14 protein-coding genes and 1 tRNA gene are annotated in these 17,731 nt (G+C 71.0%); 9 read left to right on the top strand and 6 right to left on the bottom strand.

Features of this window, described 5'->3' with window-relative positions; genetic code table 11:
* Positions 1 to 136: 136 nt before the first annotated feature.
* Both DNL27_RS05925 and DNL27_RS05920 read left to right on the top strand, forming a co-directional pair.
* Positions 137 to 212 (top strand) — tRNA-Arg (locus tag DNL27_RS05925).
* Positions 213 to 420: 208 nt separating this feature from the next.
* On the top strand, positions 421 to 1,017 hold the full coding sequence (locus DNL27_RS05920; RefSeq protein WP_239494468.1) for a DUF2231 domain-containing protein: 597 nt from the start codon (positions 421 to 423) through the stop codon (positions 1,015 to 1,017).
* Between the two features lie 130 nt (positions 1,018 to 1,147).
* Here the strand turns inward: DNL27_RS05920 and DNL27_RS05915 are convergent, their stop codons facing one another.
* Positions 1,148 to 4,219, bottom strand: a complete 3,072-nt coding sequence (locus DNL27_RS05915) for a bifunctional [glutamine synthetase] adenylyltransferase/[glutamine synthetase]-adenylyl-L-tyrosine phosphorylase (protein WP_204360336.1) — start codon at positions 4,217 to 4,219, stop codon at positions 1,148 to 1,150.
* A gap of 7 nt (positions 4,220 to 4,226) precedes the next feature.
* A complete protein-coding gene (locus DNL27_RS05910; RefSeq protein WP_012398157.1) occupies positions 4,227 to 5,570 on the bottom strand; it encodes a glutamine synthetase family protein in 1,344 nt (447 codons plus the stop codon).
* Positions 5,571 to 5,759: 189 nt separating this feature from the next.
* Between DNL27_RS05910 and panB the strand changes: the two genes are divergently transcribed.
* Positions 5,760 to 6,599, top strand: a complete 840-nt coding sequence (gene panB, locus DNL27_RS05905) for a 3-methyl-2-oxobutanoate hydroxymethyltransferase (protein WP_112234982.1) — start codon at positions 5,760 to 5,762, stop codon at positions 6,597 to 6,599.
* A gap of 150 nt (positions 6,600 to 6,749) precedes the next feature.
* On the opposite strand, the gene DNL27_RS05900 is transcribed toward panB, so the two are convergent.
* A complete protein-coding gene (locus tag DNL27_RS05900; RefSeq protein WP_112234981.1) occupies positions 6,750 to 6,926 on the bottom strand; it encodes an SPOR domain-containing protein in 177 nt (58 codons plus the stop codon).
* A gap of 183 nt (positions 6,927 to 7,109) precedes the next feature.
* Between DNL27_RS05900 and map the strand changes: the two genes are divergently transcribed.
* Positions 7,110 to 8,006: a type I methionyl aminopeptidase gene (gene map, locus DNL27_RS05895; RefSeq protein ID WP_012398154.1), complete on the top strand. Its 897-nt coding sequence runs from the start codon at positions 7,110 to 7,112 to the stop codon at positions 8,004 to 8,006.
* Between the two features lie 97 nt (positions 8,007 to 8,103).
* Positions 8,104 to 8,937: a polyphosphate--glucose phosphotransferase gene (gene ppgK, locus DNL27_RS05890; RefSeq protein ID WP_012398153.1), complete on the top strand. Its 834-nt coding sequence runs from the start codon at positions 8,104 to 8,106 to the stop codon at positions 8,935 to 8,937.
* Positions 8,938 to 9,265: 328 nt separating this feature from the next.
* On the opposite strand, the gene DNL27_RS05885 is transcribed toward ppgK, so the two are convergent.
* From DNL27_RS05885 to DNL27_RS05875, 3 genes are read right to left on the bottom strand one after another with little or no spacing between them, the layout of a single operon-like run.
* Entirely contained in the window at positions 9,266 to 10,171 is a 906-nt protein-coding gene (locus DNL27_RS05885) for a Sir2 family NAD-dependent protein deacetylase (RefSeq protein WP_112234980.1), read from the bottom strand.
* Position 10,172: 1 nt separating this feature from the next.
* Entirely contained in the window at positions 10,173 to 10,634 is a 462-nt protein-coding gene (locus tag DNL27_RS05880) for a redoxin domain-containing protein (RefSeq protein WP_058954895.1), read from the bottom strand.
* 38 nt (positions 10,635 to 10,672) lie between these two features.
* A complete protein-coding gene (locus DNL27_RS05875; RefSeq protein ID WP_012398150.1) occupies positions 10,673 to 11,089 on the bottom strand; it encodes a DUF3052 domain-containing protein in 417 nt (138 codons plus the stop codon).
* A gap of 362 nt (positions 11,090 to 11,451) precedes the next feature.
* Between DNL27_RS05875 and aceE the strand changes: the two genes are divergently transcribed.
* The 4 genes from aceE to DNL27_RS05855 all read left to right on the top strand — a co-directional run bounded on the left by aceE (position 11,452) and on the right by DNL27_RS05855 (position 17,663).
* Entirely contained in the window at positions 11,452 to 14,190 is a 2,739-nt protein-coding gene (aceE, locus tag DNL27_RS05870) for a pyruvate dehydrogenase (acetyl-transferring), homodimeric type (protein WP_012398149.1), read from the top strand.
* 104 nt (positions 14,191 to 14,294) lie between these two features.
* Positions 14,295 to 15,530, top strand: a complete 1,236-nt coding sequence (locus DNL27_RS05865) for a CdaR family transcriptional regulator (protein ID WP_012398148.1) — start codon at positions 14,295 to 14,297, stop codon at positions 15,528 to 15,530.
* Between the two features lie 91 nt (positions 15,531 to 15,621).
* Positions 15,622 to 16,533: an ACP S-malonyltransferase gene (locus tag DNL27_RS05860; RefSeq protein ID WP_112234979.1), complete on the top strand. Its 912-nt coding sequence runs from the start codon at positions 15,622 to 15,624 to the stop codon at positions 16,531 to 16,533.
* 62 nt (positions 16,534 to 16,595) lie between these two features.
* Positions 16,596 to 17,663, top strand: coding sequence for a beta-ketoacyl-ACP synthase III (locus DNL27_RS05855; protein WP_012398146.1), 1,068 nt, complete (start codon positions 16,596 to 16,598; stop codon positions 17,661 to 17,663).
* Positions 17,664 to 17,731 lie beyond the last annotated feature (68 nt).

Below are 17,731 nucleotides of genomic sequence, written 5' to 3'. Positions count from 1 at the left end.
GAGCGCCGCGCACCGGATCTGGGGAGATCGCCCGGCCGGGCGGCGTCGTTGTCGGGGCTGTGCAGGACGCACCGCACGGGCACGCGCGGCGGGCAGTCGACGCGTTGCTAAACTGGGTGATCGCTGCGCGCGGCACGCCCCAGTAGCTCAGTGGATAGAGCAGGAGCCTTCTAATCTCTTGGTCGGGGGTTCGACTCCCTCCTGGGGCACCACCACGTGTTCGGCGAGCTGGCCTGGAGAACGGCCTCGTCCGTGCGGGACCGTTCTCCCACGGCTCCCGCGCCGTGGCCATGGCTGGATGACGCCGGGGCGGGAGCCACGACAAGTGATGAGGGATCCGCACCGCATCTGCAGGGGTGTTCGCCGAGCCGCGACGGTGCGAAAATGACCTCACACTGTCAGCGACGAGAGGCACCCACCATGACCACGTCCCAGCACGTCCACACCTCCACCACCCCCGAGAGTTTGCTGACCCCGCCTATGCGGGCGCTCGAGAATGCGGGTGCCCTGGATCCCGTGGTCACCGCGGCCGATGCGCTCTCCTCCGTGATCACCGGCAACGAGAGCATTCGCGATCTGCTGCGCGGCAAACGGCTGGGGCACGCCCTGCACCCCCTGATCATCGAGGTCCCCATGGGCACCTGGATGAGCGCCCTCGTGCTGGACACCCTGGGCGGCAGTGACGGCCGCCGGGCCGCGCGTTTGCTCACGGGCGTCGGTGTGCTCTCGGCCGTGCCCTCCGCTCTCACCGGCTGGGCCGAGTACTCGGGGCTGCAGCAGCGCGACAAGCGCGTGACCGTGGTGCACGCGGGGGCGAACGGTGCGGCCGCCGCGCTGCAGGCCGGTTCGTGGTTCGCCCGCCGTGCGGGCCGCCACGGTCTGGGCCGCGTGCTGGCACTGGGTGGCATGTCCGCGGCCGGTCTCGGCGGGTACCTCGGCGGACACCTGTCGGTGTCCCGTCAGGTGGGTTCGCGCGACGCCGCCTACGACGACGGCACCAACGGGCGCGAGCACTGAGGCCGCGGGGGGCTTCCGCCGCCGGCGGTGCACCACCGAACTGCCCGCCCACGGTGACCGAGCGGCGAATGAAGCCCACGCGGACGGGAGGCGACGGCACCGTCGCACCCGTGCGCCCCGTGGGGGCGGCTCAGCGGCCGTAGAACAGCCGCTCAAAGACTGAGCGCGACTGCCGCTTGATCCGCAGGTAGTCCTCTTCGAGCTGGGTCGCGGAACCGGGTTCGTACCCGATCCACCGTGCGACGGCCTCGAGATCCGCCCGCCGGGACGGCACAGAGTCGGAGGCGCGCCCGGAGCGCAGCACGTTGCCGTTGCGGATGTCGGTGGCGAGCTTCCACGCGTGCTCCAGGACGGAGGCGTCTTCAGGCCCCACGAGCTCCGCGGCCACCGCCGCGTGCAGCGCCGGCAGCGTGGACGTGGTGCGCAGCTCGGGAACCTCGTGGGCATGCTGCAACTGCAGCAGCTGCACGAGCCACTCGACGTCCGAGAGACCGCCACGCCCCAGCTTGACCTGCCGCAGCGGATCCGCCCCGCGCGGCATGCGTTCGTTCTCCACGCGCGCCTTCATGCGGCGGATGTCCACGAGCTGACGGTCCGTGAACTCGGCCGGGTACCGGTGGCGGTCCGCCACGCGGAAGAACGCGTGGGCGACCTCCTCCGAGCCAGCCATGTAGCGGGCCCGGGTCAGGGCCTGGGCCTCCCACGTCTCCGCCCAGCGCTCGTAGTACTCCGCGTAGGACGCCACGGAGCGCACCCTCGCACCCGAGCGGCCCTCGGGCCGCAGGTCGTTGTCGATCTCCAGCACGCGCTCGGCCACGATCGGCGGGGTGCACGGCTGCTTGAGCAGCTTGACCATCCGGGCCAGCACGCTCTCGGCGGCAGCCTGGGCGGCCCCCGGCTCCGCGCCCTCCGCGGGTTCGTAGGCGTACATGACGTCCGCGTCCGAGCCGAAGCCGATCTCCCGGCCGCCCTGCCTGCCCATGGCGATCACCAGCACGTGCGCTGGCGCCGGCTCGCCGTTCTCGGTCTCCCACTCCTTCTGGGCCAGGTGCAGCGCGGCCATCACGGTGGCCTGGTCCACGTCCGACAGGCCCCGGACGGTGGCCTCGACGTCGGCGACGCCGCTCGTGTCTGCGAGCGCGATGCGCAGCTGCTCGCGGCGTCGGATCTGGCGGACGGCGCGGATCGCGTCCGCGGGCTCCCGGTGCCGGGAGAGCTGGGAGCGCATCTCCGTGCCGAGGTCCTCGAGGCTGCGCGTGGCCAGGGTCGAGTCGTCCCCGAGCCACGCGGTGGCCTCGGGCGAGACCTCCAGCAGGTCCGAGACGTAGCGGGAGCTGGAGAGAATGTGGCACAGCCGCTCGGCCGCCGCGTTGGAGTCCCGCAGCAGCCGCAGGAACCACGGTGTGGTGCCCAGGGACTCGCACACGCGCCGCAGGTTGAGCAGCCCGGCGTCCGGGTCCACGCCCTCCGCGAGCCAGTCCAGCAGCACGGGGAGCAGCGTGCGCAGGATCTCCGCACGCCGGCTGACGCCGCGGGAGAGCGCCTCGATGTGGCGCATTGCCGCCCTGGTGTCCTGGTAGCCGAGGGCCGCCAGGCGGTCCCGTGCCGAGTCCGTGGTGAGGGTGGTGTCCGCCGGGGCGTTGGCCAGGGCGGCGAGCATGGGCCGGTAGAAGATCCGTTCGTGCATCGAGCGCACGCTGCGCTTGAGCGCGCTCCACTGCTCCACGAGCCGTGCGGCGGTGGGGTGGGAGCCCTCCCGGGCGCCGTCCACCGAGCGGGCGATCACCGCCAGCTCGCGTTCGTCGCGCGGCATCAGGTGCGTGCGGCGCAGCCGGAACAGCTGGATCCGGTGCTCCAGCAGCCGCAGCCACCGGTAGTTGCGTCCGAACTCCTCGGCGTCCTTGCGGCCGATGTAGCCGCCCGAGGACAGCGCGGTGAGTGAATCCGTGGTGGCGCGGGTCCGCACGGTCTCGTCCCCGCGCCCGTGGACCAGCTGCAGCAGCTGCACGGTGAACTCGACGTCCCGCAGCCCGCCCGGGCCGAGCTTGATCTGACGGTCCCGGTCCGCCTCCGGGATGTTCTCGGTGACACGACGGCGCATGGCCTGGACCGACTCCACGAACCCCTCGCGCTCGGCGGAGGACCAGATGAACGGGGCGATGGCGTCCTCGTAGCGCTCCCCCAGCTCGCGGTCCCCCGCCACGCAGCGGGCCTTGAGCAGCGCCTGGAACTCCCAGGACTTCGCCCAGCGCTTGTAGTAGCGCACGTGCGAGTCCAGGGTGCGCACCAGGGGCCCATCCTTGCCCTCGGGGCGCAGGTTCGCGTCCACCTCCCACAGGGCCGGTTCGGGGCCCGTGGCCATCACGGTGTGGGCGAGCACGTGGGCCAGCTCCGTGGCGATCTCGGTGGCCGTGCTCTCGTCCGGGACCTCCCCGGACTCCGCCGGGCGGGTCTCCACGACGTACACGACGTCCACGTCCGAGATGTAGTTCAGCTCGCGCGCGCCGCACTTGCCCATGCCGATCACGGCCAGGCGCACCTGCTCCACCAGCGCCTCGTCCCAGCGCTCGTACGCCTGGGCCCGGGCGACGGCGAGCGCCGCCTCGAGTGCCGCTCCCGCGAGGTCGGCGAGCTGGCGGCCCACCGCAGGCATGTGCTCCACGGGGTCCAGGGCGCCGACGTCGCGCACGGCCACACGCGTGAGCCCGCGCCGGTAGGCGGTGCGCAGGGCCTTCTGAGCCTCCGCGCCCGTGAGCCGTGCCACGGGGGTGTCGGCCTCGGGGTCCGCCCCCACGGACTCCAGCAGCGCGCGCCGCAAGGCCTCGGGCTGCTCCGCGCCCGGGCGGTCCTGCGGGCGGATGTCCAGCAGGTCGAGGTTCTCCGGTGCCCGCAGCAGGAACTCCCCGAGGGCCTCCGAGGCACCGAGCAGCCGGTACATGGTCTCGGCATCCGCGGGATCGCCGTTGATGCGCTCCGCGATCTGCGGGTGCTGCTCGATGAGCCGCACGATCAGCTGCAGCGCGACGTCCGGCGACGCCGCGTGGCTCAGTCCCGTGAGCAGCGCGGCGAGGTCCACGGCGTCGAGCTCTCCGAAGCCCAGCCAGCGGCGCGCGTTGGTGACGTCCGCGAACCCGATGGCGATCAGGTCCTTCGCGGAGATCCTCTCGGCCCGCTCCCGCGCGGTGCCCGCCGTGTCGCTCACCGGGCGCCTACAGGATGCCCAGGTTGGTGCGCAGCTCGTACGGGGAGACCTCCTGGCGGTACTGGTCCCAGTCGCGTCGCTTGTTCCGCAGGAAGTACTCGAAGACCTGCTCCCCGAGCAGCTCCGCCATGAACTCCGACTCCTCGGTGAGCCCGATGGCGTCGTGCAGGCTCGACGGCAGGGGCTTGTGTCCCACAGCGCGGCGTTCAGCGCTGCTCATGGAGAAGACGTCGTCCATCTCCACGGGCGGCAGCTCGTACTCGTTCTCGATGCCCTTGAGCCCCGCTCCCAGCAGCGCCGCGTAGGACAGGTAGGGGTTGGTTGCGGAGTCGATGCCGCGGTACTCGATGCGCGAGGACTGCACCTTGTCCGGCTTGTAGAGGGGCACGCGCACGAGCGCGGAACGGTTGTTGTGCCCCCAGGACATGTAGGAGGGGGCCTCGTCCCCGGCCCACAGCCGCTTGTACGAGTTCACGAACTGGTTGGTCACGGACGTGAACTCCGGGGCGTGGCGCAGCAGCCCGGCAATGAAGTGCCGTCCGGTGTCCGAGAGCCGGAACTCCGCCCCGGCCTCGTAGAACGCGTTGGTGTCCCCCTCGAACAGGGAGAAGTGGGTGTGCATCCCGGAACCGGGGTGGCGGGAGAACGGCTTGGGCATGAACGTGGCGTAGATGCCCTGGGACAGTGCCACCTCACGGATCACGGTGCGGAACGTCATGATGTTGTCCGCGGTCTGCAGCGCGTCCGCGTAGCGCAGGTCGATCTCGTTCTGCCCCGGCCCGGCCTCGTGGTGGGAGAACTCCACGGAGATCCCCACGGCCTCGAGCATGCTCACCGCGCGGCGCCGGAAGTCCTGGACCACTCCGCCCGGGACGTGGTCGAAGTAGCCCTCGTAGTCCACCGGCACGGGTTCACCGGTGCCCGGGTCCAGCTCCGGGGAGCGCAGCAGGTAGAACTCGATCTCGGGCGCCGTGTAGCACGTGAACCCCATGTCCGAGGCCTTGGCGAGCACGCGCTTGAGCACACCGCGCGGATCCGCCGCAGAGGGCTCACCGTCCGGGGTCTTGAGGTCGCAGAACATGCGCGAGGTGGGCTCGTCCTCACCGCGCCACGGCAGCAGCTGGAAGGTCGAGGGGTCCGGCTGCAGCAGCATGTCCGACTCGAACACGCGGGACAGGCCCTCGATCGAGGAGCCGTCGAAGCCGAGCCCCTCCTCGAACGCGGCCTCCACCTCCGCCGGGGCCAGCGCGATGGACTTGAGGGTCCCCACCACGTCCGTGAACCACAGCCGCACGAAGCGCACGTCCCGGTCCTCGATGGTGCGGAGGACGAATTCCTGCTGACGGTCCATGGGTCCACCTCGGCTGGGGTCGGGGGTGCTGCACAGCATTACTCGGCTCCGGCCCGGACGCGACGCCCGGGTGGAACCACCAGGCCACTGTATCCGGCCGCGTCGACATACTGGAGGCGCGTGCGCGGGGCGACCGTGCGGCGTCGTCCCCGGCGGCGAGGGTCGTGCGGCGGCCGGTACGCTGGGACGATGAGCGACACCCAGCCCGCAGCCCCTTCCCTCCCGGACGTGAAGCGCGTGCGGACCGTGCACCTGCAGCGCGCCAAGGACATCGGGGAGAAGTTCTCGATGCTCACGAGCTACGACGTGCTCACCGCCGGGATCTTCGACCGCGCGGGCGTGGACGTGCTGCTGGTCGGGGACTCGCTGGGCAACACGGTGCTTGGCCACGCGTCCACGCTGCCGGTCACGGTGGACGACATGGTCACCTTCGCCGCGGCGGTGGTGCGCGGAGTGCGGCGCGCGCTCGTGGTCGTGGACCTGCCCTTCGGCAGCTACGAGGAGTCCCCGGCGCAGGCGGTGCGCAGCGCCGCGCGGATCATGAAGGACACCGGCGCCCACGCCGTGAAGATCGAGGCCGGCCAGGACCTGGCCGAGCACATGGCCGCGGTCGTGCGCGCGGGCATCCCCGTGATGGGCCACGTGGGCTTCACCCCGCAGTCCGAGCACGCGCTCGGCGGCTTCCGGATCCAGGGCCGGGGTGCGGCGGCGGAGCAGCTGCTGCGCGATGCCCGGTCCGCGCAGGACGCCGGGTGCTTCGCCGTGGTGCTGGAGATGGTCTCCGCGGACGCCGCCGGGCAGGTGGAGTCCGCCCTGCACATCCCCACCGTGGGCATCGGCGCGGGCGGCGTGACCACGGGCCAGGTGCTCGTGTGGCAGGACATGCTGGGGCTGCGCACGGGCACCATGCCGCGCTTCGTCAAGCAGTACGCGGACCTCGCGGGCACCGCGCAGGACGCCGTGGCCCGCTACGTCGCGGATGTGCGCTCCGGCGCCTTCCCCGCGGAGGAGCACACCTACCGGGGCTGAGCCCGTGCGCGGGCGCCTCCCCCGGCGAGCGGGCGCCCGGGCGAACCAGCGCTGCCGCGGGCCCGGGCGCCGTCGTGGACGGCCAGCGCCCGCAGGACCCTGCGCGGGCCGCACGCCCCGGGCCACGACGCCGCCCGCGGGCTCCCCGCGTCAGTCGCCGTTGAAGGCGGCGTCCTCGTCGTCCCACCGCTTGGTGTTCTCCGCGGCGTGCTCCAGTGCCCGCGCGGCCTCCTCACGGGTGCCGTAGGGCCCCATCAGCTGGCGGTAGTCGTCCTTGGGGCCTTCCTCGACCTGCTTGGTGTAGAGGTTGTACCAGTACTCGGCCATGTCCGTCCTCTCTCTCCGCCGCGCCGCGGCGTCTGCCCGCCGGAAGCGGCGGGTGGTGGTCCGCCCGGGCGGAACGAGCCCGGGACCCAAGGTTTAGGCTAGTTGGTGGACCAGGTGTTCGGCGCGCCGCCGCGCAGCCGCATCACGTCATCGCGTGACCGCCCCAGGAGGCATCGACCCATCGTGACCAGCCACAACCTCGCTCCCGCCCCCGGTTCCACCGCCCCGATCGGTGCACTGAGCGCCGGTTCCCTCTCGCCCCTGCGGCCCGTGCCGCGCGGCATCGAGCGACCGGAGTACGTGGGGCGCACCGAGCCGGACGAGGGCAGCGCGTCCAACGTGTACTCCCCCGAGGAGATCGAGCTGGTGCGCGAGGCCGGCCGGATCGCCGCGCGCGCGCTGCAGGCCGCCGGTGCGGAGGCGAAGCCGGGCGTCACCACGGACGAGCTGGACCGGATCGCCCACGAGTACATGTGCGACCACGGGGCCTACCCCTCGTGCCTCGACTACCGAGGGTTCCCCAAGTCCATCTGCACGTCCCTCAACGAGGTCATCTGCCACGGCATCCCGGACTCCACGGTGCTCGAGGACGGGGACATCATCAATCTGGATGTCACCGCCTACAAGAACGGCATGCACGGGGACACCAACGCCATGTTCCTCGTGGGGGACGTGGACGAGGACTCCCGGCTGCTCGTGGAGCGCACGCTGGAGGCCACCAACCGCGCCATCAAGGCCGTACGCCCGGGTCGGCAGATCAACGTGATCGGCCGGGTCATCGAGAAGTACGCCCAGCGCTTCGGCTACGGCGTGGTGCGGGACTTCACCGGCCACGGCGTGGGCCGCGAGTTCCACACCGGGCTGATCGTCCCGCACTACGACGCCGCCCCGTCCTACAGCACCGAGATGGTCCCCGGCATGATCTTCACCATCGAGCCCATGCTGACCCTGGGCTCCATCGCGTGGGACCAGTGGGAGGACGACTGGACCATCACCACCCACGACCGCATGCGCACCGCCCAGTACGAGCACACCATGGTGGTCACCGACGACGGCGTGGAGATCCTCACCCTCCCGTGATCGGGCACCCGCTCCCCGTAAACTCGGACGCAGGGGGTCTGCGGGGCGATCTCGCGGACCCGGCACAGCGTCAGACCGTGAACCGAAGGGACTGTCCATGAGCTCAGGTACTCCGCAGGGTGTCGTCTCGCAGTACGGCATTGGAATCGACATTGGTGGTACCGGCACCAAGGGCGGGATCGTGGATCTCACCACCGGCCAGCTCGTGGGCGAGCGCTTCCGCATCCCCACCCCGCAGCCCGCCACCCCGCAGGCCGTGGCCGGTGTGGTGCGCCAGATCGTGGACGAGCTGCAGTCCCGCCCGGAGGCCCCGGCCCCGGACAGCCACGTGGGCATCGTGTTCCCCGCCATCATCAAGAACGGTGTGGCACTGTCCGCGGCGAACGTGGACAAGTCCTGGATCAATACGGACGTGGACGCCCTGATGACCGAGACCCTGGGGCGCGAGGTCGAGGCCCTCAACGACGCCGACGGCGCCGGGCTCGCCGAGGCGCACTACGGTGCCGGCCGGGGCAAGGAGGGCCTGGTCATGGTGATCACGCTCGGCACCGGCATCGGCTCCGCGATGATCCTCAACGGCCAGCTCGTGCCCAACGCGGAGCTCGGCCACCTGGAGGTCGACGGCCACGACGCCGAGACCAGGGCGTCGGCCGCGGCCCGCGAGCGGGAGCAGCTGCCGTGGAAGAAGTGGGCCACCAAGCGGCTGCAGCGCTACTTCTCCCACGTGGAGTTCCTGTTCTCGCCGTCCCTGTTCGTGATCGGTGGCGGCGTGTCCAAGAACTCGGAGAAGTTCCTGCCGTACCTCGAGCTGCGCACCCCCGTGGAGATCGCCGCCCTGCGCAACAACGCCGGGATCGTGGGTGCCGCCCTATGGGCACAGCAGTGCCGGGACGCACAGGCCGCCAAGCCCGTGATCGACCCCGTCGACTGAACCGAGCTGCCACGGCCCGATGCACGAGGCCCCGCATTCCGTGGAATGCGGGGCCTCGTGCATGGCGGGGCGCAGGCAGGGGATCCGAGATCCGGTGGGCACCCCGTGGGGAGTGTGACGGGGTGCAACGCCCCGGAATGACGCAAGACCCCGGTGGTGTCCGCGGCTTCCCCTCCGCAGACCCCCGGGGTCTCGCACTTGGAGTCTATGCGCTCGCCCTCCCCCGGGCAAGCACCTGATCACGCACGGGTCGGACCCCGCCGCATGGTCCTCACGCGCGGCGTCCGAGGGCCTGACGTCCCGCGTGCCGCGGGGCCCGGGGCGCCCCTCAGGGGCACAGCAGGGCGGCCAGCTCCGTGAGGAACTGCCCCACGGGCGCGTCGATCTTGAGCGCGGCGAGGTCGTCGGCACCGGTGACCCCGTGGTTGACGATCACCACGGGTGTGGCGTCCCGCGCCGCCTGCCGCACGAAGCGGCGTCCCGAGTTCACGGTCAGGGAGCTGCCCGCCACGAGCAGCGCGTCCGCCCGCCCCACCATGCGCCGGGCGAGGGCCACGTTCAGGGTCGTGGCGTTCTCCCCGAAGAACACGACGTCCGGTTTCAGCACCCCCTGGCACACGGGACAGTCCCACACGCGGAACCCGCCCGTGTCCTCGATCGTGGCGTCCGCGTCCGGGGCGTACTCGATGTCGTCCGCGGAGGAGATGCCGTCGTAGAAGCCCGGGTTGAGCTCGTCCAGGTAGCGCGAGACCTGCTCGCGAGGGAACCGCGACCCGCAGGACGTGCACACGACCCACGCGTAGGTCCCGTGCAGGTCCACCACGGCCAGGGAACCCGCCTTCTGGTGCAGCCGGTCGATGTTCTGGGTGATGATCCCGTCCACCACCCCGGCGGCCTCCATGCCCGCCAGCGCCGTGTGCGCGGCGGAGGGGCGGGCGTGGGCCACGAAGTGCCAGCCGTACTGGTTGCGCGCCCAGTAGTGCCGTCGGTTGGCCACGCTGCCCATGAACTCCTGGTACGTCATGGGTGTGCGCGTCTTGGCCCCGGGGCCCCGGTAGTCGGGGATGCCGGACGGGGTGCTGACCCCGGCGCCCGTGAGCACCGCGATCCGCCGGCCCACCAGCAGCTCGTGCGCGGGCTGCAGACCGGCGCGGGCGTCCAGGGCGTGAGGGTCCGGGAAGAGGCTCTCGTCCACCGGCGCCCCGTAGCCGGCACGGATCACGCGCAAGGGCATCTCAGGACCGGGTGAGGTCCGCGAGGACGTCGTGCAGCCGGTCCCACTCGCGGGGCTCGGTCATCTCCGCACGGCTCACGTCGCGGATCACACCCTCGGCGTCCACCGTGACGGTGTGGCGCAGGGAACAGCCCTCCCGCTCGTCGAACACGCCGTAGGCGCGGGAGACCTCCGCGTGGGGCCACCGGTCGGAGAGCAGCTCGAAGTCGTAGGACTCCTGGCGGGCGAAGGCGTCCAGGCAGTAGTGGCTGTCCGTGGAGATGCACACCACGGAGGCCCCGAACTGCTCGAACGTGTCCGTGTGGTCCTGCAGGTGGCACAGCTCGTCGGTGCAGACCGGCGAGAACGCGAACGGGAAGAACACGATCACCAGGGGCGCTCCCCTGTACTCGGCGAGCGACCTGGTCCCACCGTCCTTGGTGGTCAGCGTGAACTCGGGTGCCGGTGTTCCGATGGCGCTCATCTCGCCCTTTCCCGCGGCGCGCTCGGCGCGGCGCACGGTCAGAAGTTGCGTTTGGGGACCAGCCGCGACACGGACCAGTCCGAGGAGACGCGGGCCGCGCTCGTGACGTGCAGCCCGGCGGTGGAGGCGGCCTCCTGGATGTCCGCGGGGGACACGTGGTCGTCGCGTCCTGCCTTGGGAGTCAGCAGCCAGACGACGCCGCCGTCGTCGAGAGTGGTCTGGACGTCCACGAGCTCGTCCACGAGGTCGCCGTCGCCGTCGCGCCACCACAGCACCACGGCGTCCACGACCTCCTGCGCGTCCTCGTCGAAGAGCTCCGAGCCGATGGCTGCCTCGATCCGCTCCCGCAGGTCCGCATCGACGTCGTCGTCGTAACCGAACTCCTGGACGTAGTCGCCGTCCTTCAGCTCCAGTTGCTCCGCAATGCTCTCCTCGGGGGCTTTCGCCTCGCTCACCGTGTCTCTCCTTCTCAGCCGAGTCGCGCAGGTTCCGCGGGTCCGCCGGGCGGCGGAGCGGCCACGCGCTCACCGCGGCGGGACCGCCGACGGTGCGTAATAAAGACAACACTGCTTTAGCCCCACGTTCAAGCCACCGCACGGCCAGCGTGGCAATTCGACCCCCTCCGCGCCCGCGTGTGACGCGCGGCGCGCGCGCAGGTGTGACGTGGAAGACCCTGTTGCCGCGGCCCCCCGGGCCGTAGCCTGTGACACCATGAAAGGACGACGGGAGCGCACTTGTTTCCGCCTACCCGACGCCTGACACACCGCTCCGCCACCGGGGAACCCGAGCACACGGAGCTGACGATAGAGAGGTTCTCGTGTCTTCTGACAGCAATCACCACATTTTGAGCGGGTTGACGAACAATCTCCAGGACGCGGACGCGCAGGAGACCCAGGAGTGGATCGAGTCCTTCGACGCGTTGATCCAGGCGCAGGGAACCGAGCGGGCGCAGTACATCATGCGGGCGCTGCTCCAGCACGCCGGCACCCACTCGGTGGGCGTGCCCATGGTGACCACCTCCGACTACGTCAACACCATCCCTGTGGACCAGGAGCCCGAGTTCCCCGGCAACGAGGAGATCGAACGCCGCTACCGTGCGTTCCTGCGCTGGAACGCGGCGGTGATGGTCCACCGCGCACAGCGCCCCGGTGTGGGCGTGGGCGGGCACATCTCCTCGTACGCCGGTGTGGCCACTCTCTACGAAGTGGGTCTGAACCACTTCTTCCGCGGCCCCGAGCACCCGGGCGGTGGCGACCAGGTGTTCTTCCAGGGCCACTCCTCCCCGGGCAACTACGCCCGTGCCTTCCTCGAGGGGCGTCTCACGGAGGAGCAGCTGGACGGGTTCCGCCAGGAGAAGACCAAGGCCCCCAACGGGCTGCCCTCCTACCCGCATCCGCGCAGCCTGCCGGACTTCTGGCAGTTCCCCACCGTCTCCATGGGCATCGGGCCCATGAACGCGGTCTACCAGGCGCAGTACAACCGCTACCTGCACAACCGCGGCATCAAGGACACCTCCGAGCAGCACGTGTGGGCGTTCCTGGGCGATGGCGAGATGGACGAGCCCGAGTCGCGCGGCGTCCTGCAGCTGGCCGCCAACGACAAGCTGGACAACCTCACCTTCGTGGTCAACTGCAACCTGCAGCGCCTCGACGGCCCGGTGCGCGGCAACGGCAAGATCATCCAGGAGCTCGAGGCGTTCTTCCGCGGCGCCGGGTGGAACGTCATCAAGGTGGTGTGGGGCCGTGAGTGGGACGCCCTGCTCGAGGCCGACCACACCGGCGAGCTCGTGCGCATCATGAACGAAACCCTGGACGGGGACTACCAGACGTTCAAGGCGGAGTCCGGCGGGTTCGTCCGCGACCACTTCTTCGCCCGCTCCGCGGCCACCAAGGAGCTCGTCGCCGACTACACGGACGAGCAGATCTGGAACCTCAAGCGCGGTGCGCACGACTACCACAAGGTCTACGCGGCCTACAAGGCGGCTCTCGAGCACAAGGGTCAGCCCACGGTGATCCTCGCGCAGGGCGTCAAGGGCTACGGCCTGGGCCCGCACTTCGAGGCCCGCAACGCCACCCACCAGATGAAGAAGCTGACCCTGGAGGACCTCAAGGCCTTCCGGGACCACCTGCGGATCCCCATCACGGACGAGCAGCTGGAGGCGGACCTCTACAACGCCCCGTACTACCACCCGGGCCCCGACTCCCCCGAGATCAAGTACCTGCTGGAGCGGCGCAAGGAGCTGGGCGGCTTCCTCCCGGACCGGCCGCACGCGCAGCCGGAGATCACCCTGCCCTCGGACCGTGCGTACGCGTCCGGCAAGAAGGGTTCGGGCAAGCAGATGGCCGCCACCACCATGGCGTTCGTGCGCATCCTCAAGGACCTGATGCGCGAGAAGGACTTCGGCCACCGCATCGTGCCGATCGTCCCGGACGAGGCCCGCACCTTCGGCATGGACTCGTTCTTCCCGACCTCCAAGATCTACAACCCCAACGGGCAGAACTACCTCTCCGTGGACCGCGAACTGATGCTCGCCTACAAGGAGTCCGCCCAGGGCGTGATCCTGCACCCCGGGATCAACGAGGCCGGCGCCACCGCCGCCTTCACCGCCGCAGGCACGTCCTACGCGACCCACGGCGAGACCATGATCCCGGTGTACATCTTCTACTCGATGTTCGGCTTCCAGCGCACCGGGGACGAGTTCTGGGCCGCCGCGGACCAGATGGCCCGAGGGTTCATCATCGGTGCCACCGCCGGGCGCACCACGCTCACCGGTGAGGGGCTGCAGCACGCGGACGGGCACTCCCCGATCCTCGCCTCCACCAACCCCGCGGTGATCCACTACGACCCCGCCTACGGCTACGAGATCGCGCACATCGTCAAGCGCGGCATCGAGCACATGTACGGCACGGGCGACGAGGACCACAACGTCATGTACTACCTCACGGTGTACAACGAGCCGATCCACCAGCCCGCGGAGCCGGAGAACGTGGACGTGGACGGGATCGTCAACGGCATCTACCTGCTCAAGCCCGCCGAGACCGAGGGCCCGCGTGCGCAGCTGCTGGCCTCCGGTGTGGGTGTGCCGTGGGCGCTCGAGGCGCAGCAGATCCTCGCCGACGAGTGGGGCGTCTCCGCGGACGTCTGGTCCGTGACCTCGTGGACCAACCTGCGCCGCGACGCCATGGCTGCCGAGCAGGAGGCGTTCATGGATCCCGAGGCCGGGGCCCGCACCCCCTACATCGCCCAGGCCCTGGCCGGGGCCACGGGACCCGTGGTGGCCACGAGCGACTACGCCTCCCAGCTGCCCGACTCGGTCCGGCAGTACGTGCCGAACGACTGGGCCTCCCTGGGAGCGGACGGCTTCGGCTTCGCCGACACCCGCGCGGGTGCCCGCCGGTTCTTCACCATCGACGCCCACTCGATGGTGGTGCGCACGCTGGAGATGCTCGCCAAGCGCGGTGAGATCGACTGGTCCGCTCCGGCCGAGGCGCTGACCCGCTACCAGCTCGCCAACCCCGAGGCCGGCACGTCCGGCAACACGGGCGGCGACGCCTGAGCCAGCCGCACCACGACGCCGCGTCCGCACCTGCTGCGGGCGCGGCGTCGTCGTCCGTGCGGCAGCCCGCGGAGGGTCCGGGCGCGATCGACTACCCTCGACTCATGCCCACCGAGTCCGCCGGGTCCGCTCCCCGCAAGTCCCGTTCCTCCCGTCGCGTGACCTGGCCGCTGCGCAGCCGGCAGCAGGGGGCACCGCACCCGCGGACCCTGGAGAACCTCAAGGCCAGCACGGGGCAGGTCTCCACCGTGGCGGTGCAGCGGCTGGGGTCCTCGTTGCCCTGGTTCGCGCAGCTGCGCGCGGACGAGCGCTCCGAGCTGGGACTGCTGGCCCAGCGCGGCATCGCCTCCTTCGTACGCTGGTACGAGAACCCCCAGGAACCCGTGTGGGTGCTCACCGAGATCTTCAAGCAGGCTCCCACGGAGCTCACGCGCTCGATCACGCTGCAGAACGCGCTGCAGGTGCTGCGCATCGTGGTGGACGTGGTCGAGGAGAAGGTCCCCGAGCTCGCCCAGCACAATGACGAGGTGGCCCTGCGCGAGGCCGTCCTGCGGTTCTCCCGCGAGGTCGCGTTCGCCGCGGCGGACGTCTACGCCAAGGCGGCCGAGAACCGCGGGTCGTGGGACGCCCGGCTGGAGTCGCTCGTGGTGGACGGCATCCTGCGCGGGGACCACTCGGACTCACTGCGATCCCGGGTCTCGGCCCTCGGGTGGACGGACCAGGGGGACGTCACGGTGATGGTCGGGCGGGCCCCGTCGACCACCGGGCCGGCGGGCGTGGAACGGATCCGCCGCGTGGTGGAGCGTCACGCGGACGAGTGCCTCGTGACCATCCAGACGGACCGGCTCGTGCTGGTGCTGGGCGGGCTCAAGGACCGGGTGCGCTCCCTCACCAAGCTCGCGAGCGTGTTCGGGGACGGGCCCGTGGTCCACGGGCCGCCGGTCGGGTCCGTGTTCGAGGCCAAGCACTCGGCGGACCGCGCGAACGCCGGGCTGCGGGCGGCGTCGGCGTGGCCCCAGGCACCGCGGCCCACCCCCTCGGAGGACCTGTGGCCCGAGCGCGCGCTCAACGGGGACCCTCTGGCGCTGCAGGCCATGGTCGACGCCGTGTGGGCGCCGCTCGCGGCGTCCTCCACCGGGCTCGTGGACACCCTCACCACCTACCTCAGCGTGGGCCACTCCCTGGAGGCCTCCGCCCGGGAGCTGTTCGTGCACGCCAACACGGTGCGCTACCGGCTCCGGCGCGTCAGCGACATCACCGGGTGGGACCCCCTGCTGCCCCGGGACGCGTTCGTGCTGCACTGCGCGGTGCTGGCCGGGCGGCTCAACAGCCGCGCATGACATGGTCTTGTAGAAAAGCCACAAATCCCCTCCCTCGGCTTCGTGCGCCCGGCCAGCCCCCACGAGCCCCGCTCCTTGGTGGAATGAACGGGTGATTGCAGTCGTCTGCCCCGGTCAGGGGTCACAGAAACCAGGATTCCTCAGCGAGTGGCTGTCCGCCCCGGGCGCCACGGAGCACCTCGCGCGGCTCTCCGACGCCGCCGGTCTGGACCTCGCCCACTACGGCACCGAGGCCGACGAGGAGACCATCAAGGACACTGCCGTGGCCCAGCCGCTCATCGTGGCCGCCGGACTGCTGGCCGGCCGCATGCTCGCGCCGCAGCTCGAGGGCCGCGACGACGTCGTGCTCGCGGGCCACTCCGTGGGTGAGATCACGGCGGCGGCGCTGGCCGGTGTGCTCAGCGAGGCGGACGCCATGCGCTTCGTGCGCGTGCGCGCCACGGCGATGGCCGAGGCCGCGGCGGCAACCCCCACGGGCATGGCTGCCGTGCTGGGCGGCACCCCGGACGGGGTGGCCGAGTCAATTGCCGCGGTGGGTGCCACAGCCGCGAACGCCAACGGCGGCGGTCAGGTGGTGGCCGCGGGAACGGTCGAGCAGCTCGACGCCCTCGCCGCGAACCCCCCGGCACGTGCCAAAGTGGTGCGCCTGAAGGTGGCCGGAGCGTTCCACACGGAGCACATGGCCCCGGCACTCGAGCCGCTGCGGGAGCTCGTGCCCGAGCTGAGCGTGCAGGACCCCTCCCACACCCTGCTCAGCAACCACCGCGGCACCCGGGTCGAGGACGGCCGCGCTTTCCTGGACTCCCTCGTGGAGCAGGTGTGCCGCCCGGTGCGCTGGGACGCGTGCATGGACACCATGGCGGAGCTGGGCGTGTCCCGGATCGTGGAGCTGCCGCCGGCCGGCACCCTGGTGGGTCTGGCCAAGCGCGGGCTCAAGGGCGTGCCGGCCCAGGCCGTGAACACCCCCGAGGACCTCGAGAGCGTGCGGAGTACGCTGGCCTGAGAAGGGTGTGATCCACCCGCACCACTCGCTGTGATCTGCACCAGGTTAGGAGTCGGCCTCCCGTGGCGACCATCAAACAGAACATTCCCCACGCCCACACCCGCATCCTGGGCATCGGCGCGTACCGACCGTCCGAGATCGTCACCAACGACGACGTCTGCCAGTGGATCGAGTCCTCGGACGAGTGGATCGTCAAGCGCACCGGCATCCACACCCGCCACCGCGCCCCCGAGGACGTCTCCGTGCTGGACATGGCGGAGCACGCGGCCCGGGAGGCGCTGGAGAACTCCGGACTGACCGGGGAGCAGCTGAGCACCATCATCGTCTCCACGGTGTCCTTCCCGTATCTCACTCCCTCCCTCGCGGCCAACCTGGCCGACCGTCTGGGGGCCACCCCGGCGGCGGCCTACGACATCTCCGCCGCGTGCGCCGGGTACTGCTACGGGGTGGCCCAGGCGGACTCGCTCGTGCGCTCCGGGGACTCCACCAACGTGCTCGTGATCGGTGTGGAGAAGCTCTCGGACGTCATCGACAACCACGAGCGCTCCATCTCCTTCCTGCTCGGCGACGGCGCCGGCGCCGTGGTGATCGGCCCGTCCGAGGTCCCCGGCATCGGTCCCTCCGTGTGGGGCTCGGACGGCTCCAAGTGGGACGCCATCCGCATGACGCACCCGCTCACCGACATCCGCACGGTCGAGCGCGGCGGTCAGCGCACCTTCGCCAAGGACCTCGTGGACCCGGAGACCGGTGAGATGGACCCGGACGCCACCCTGTGGCCCACGCTGCGCCAGGACGGCCAGACCGTCTTCCGCTGGGCGTCCTGGGAAGGTGCCCGGGTGGCCCAGGAGGCGCTCGACGCCGCCGGGCTGGCCCCGGAGGACCTCGCGGCCTTCGTTCCGCACCAGGCGAACATGCGCATCATCGACCAGATGGCCAAGGTGCTCAAGCTGCCCGAGTCCGTGATCATCGCGCGCGACATCGCCGAGGCCGGCAACACCTCCGCCGCGTCCATCCCCCTGGCCACCCACCGGCTGCTCGCGGAGCACCCGGAGCTCTCCGGGAAGCCCTCCCTGCAGATCGGCTTCGGCGCCGGTCTGGTGTACGGCGCCCAGGTGGTCCTGCTGCCCTGATCCTCCCCTCCGGGTGTCGTAGGGTTAGACCGCACACCTCTTGTCCAAGGACCGGCCCGAGCGATCGG

This window comes from Kocuria sp. BT304 (genome assembly GCF_003290245.1).
GTDB lineage: Bacteria > Actinomycetota > Actinomycetes > Actinomycetales > Micrococcaceae > Kocuria > Kocuria rhizophila_A.
The sequence above is the reverse complement of the archived record's forward strand: the minus strand, read 5'-3'. Positions and strand labels throughout refer to the sequence as shown.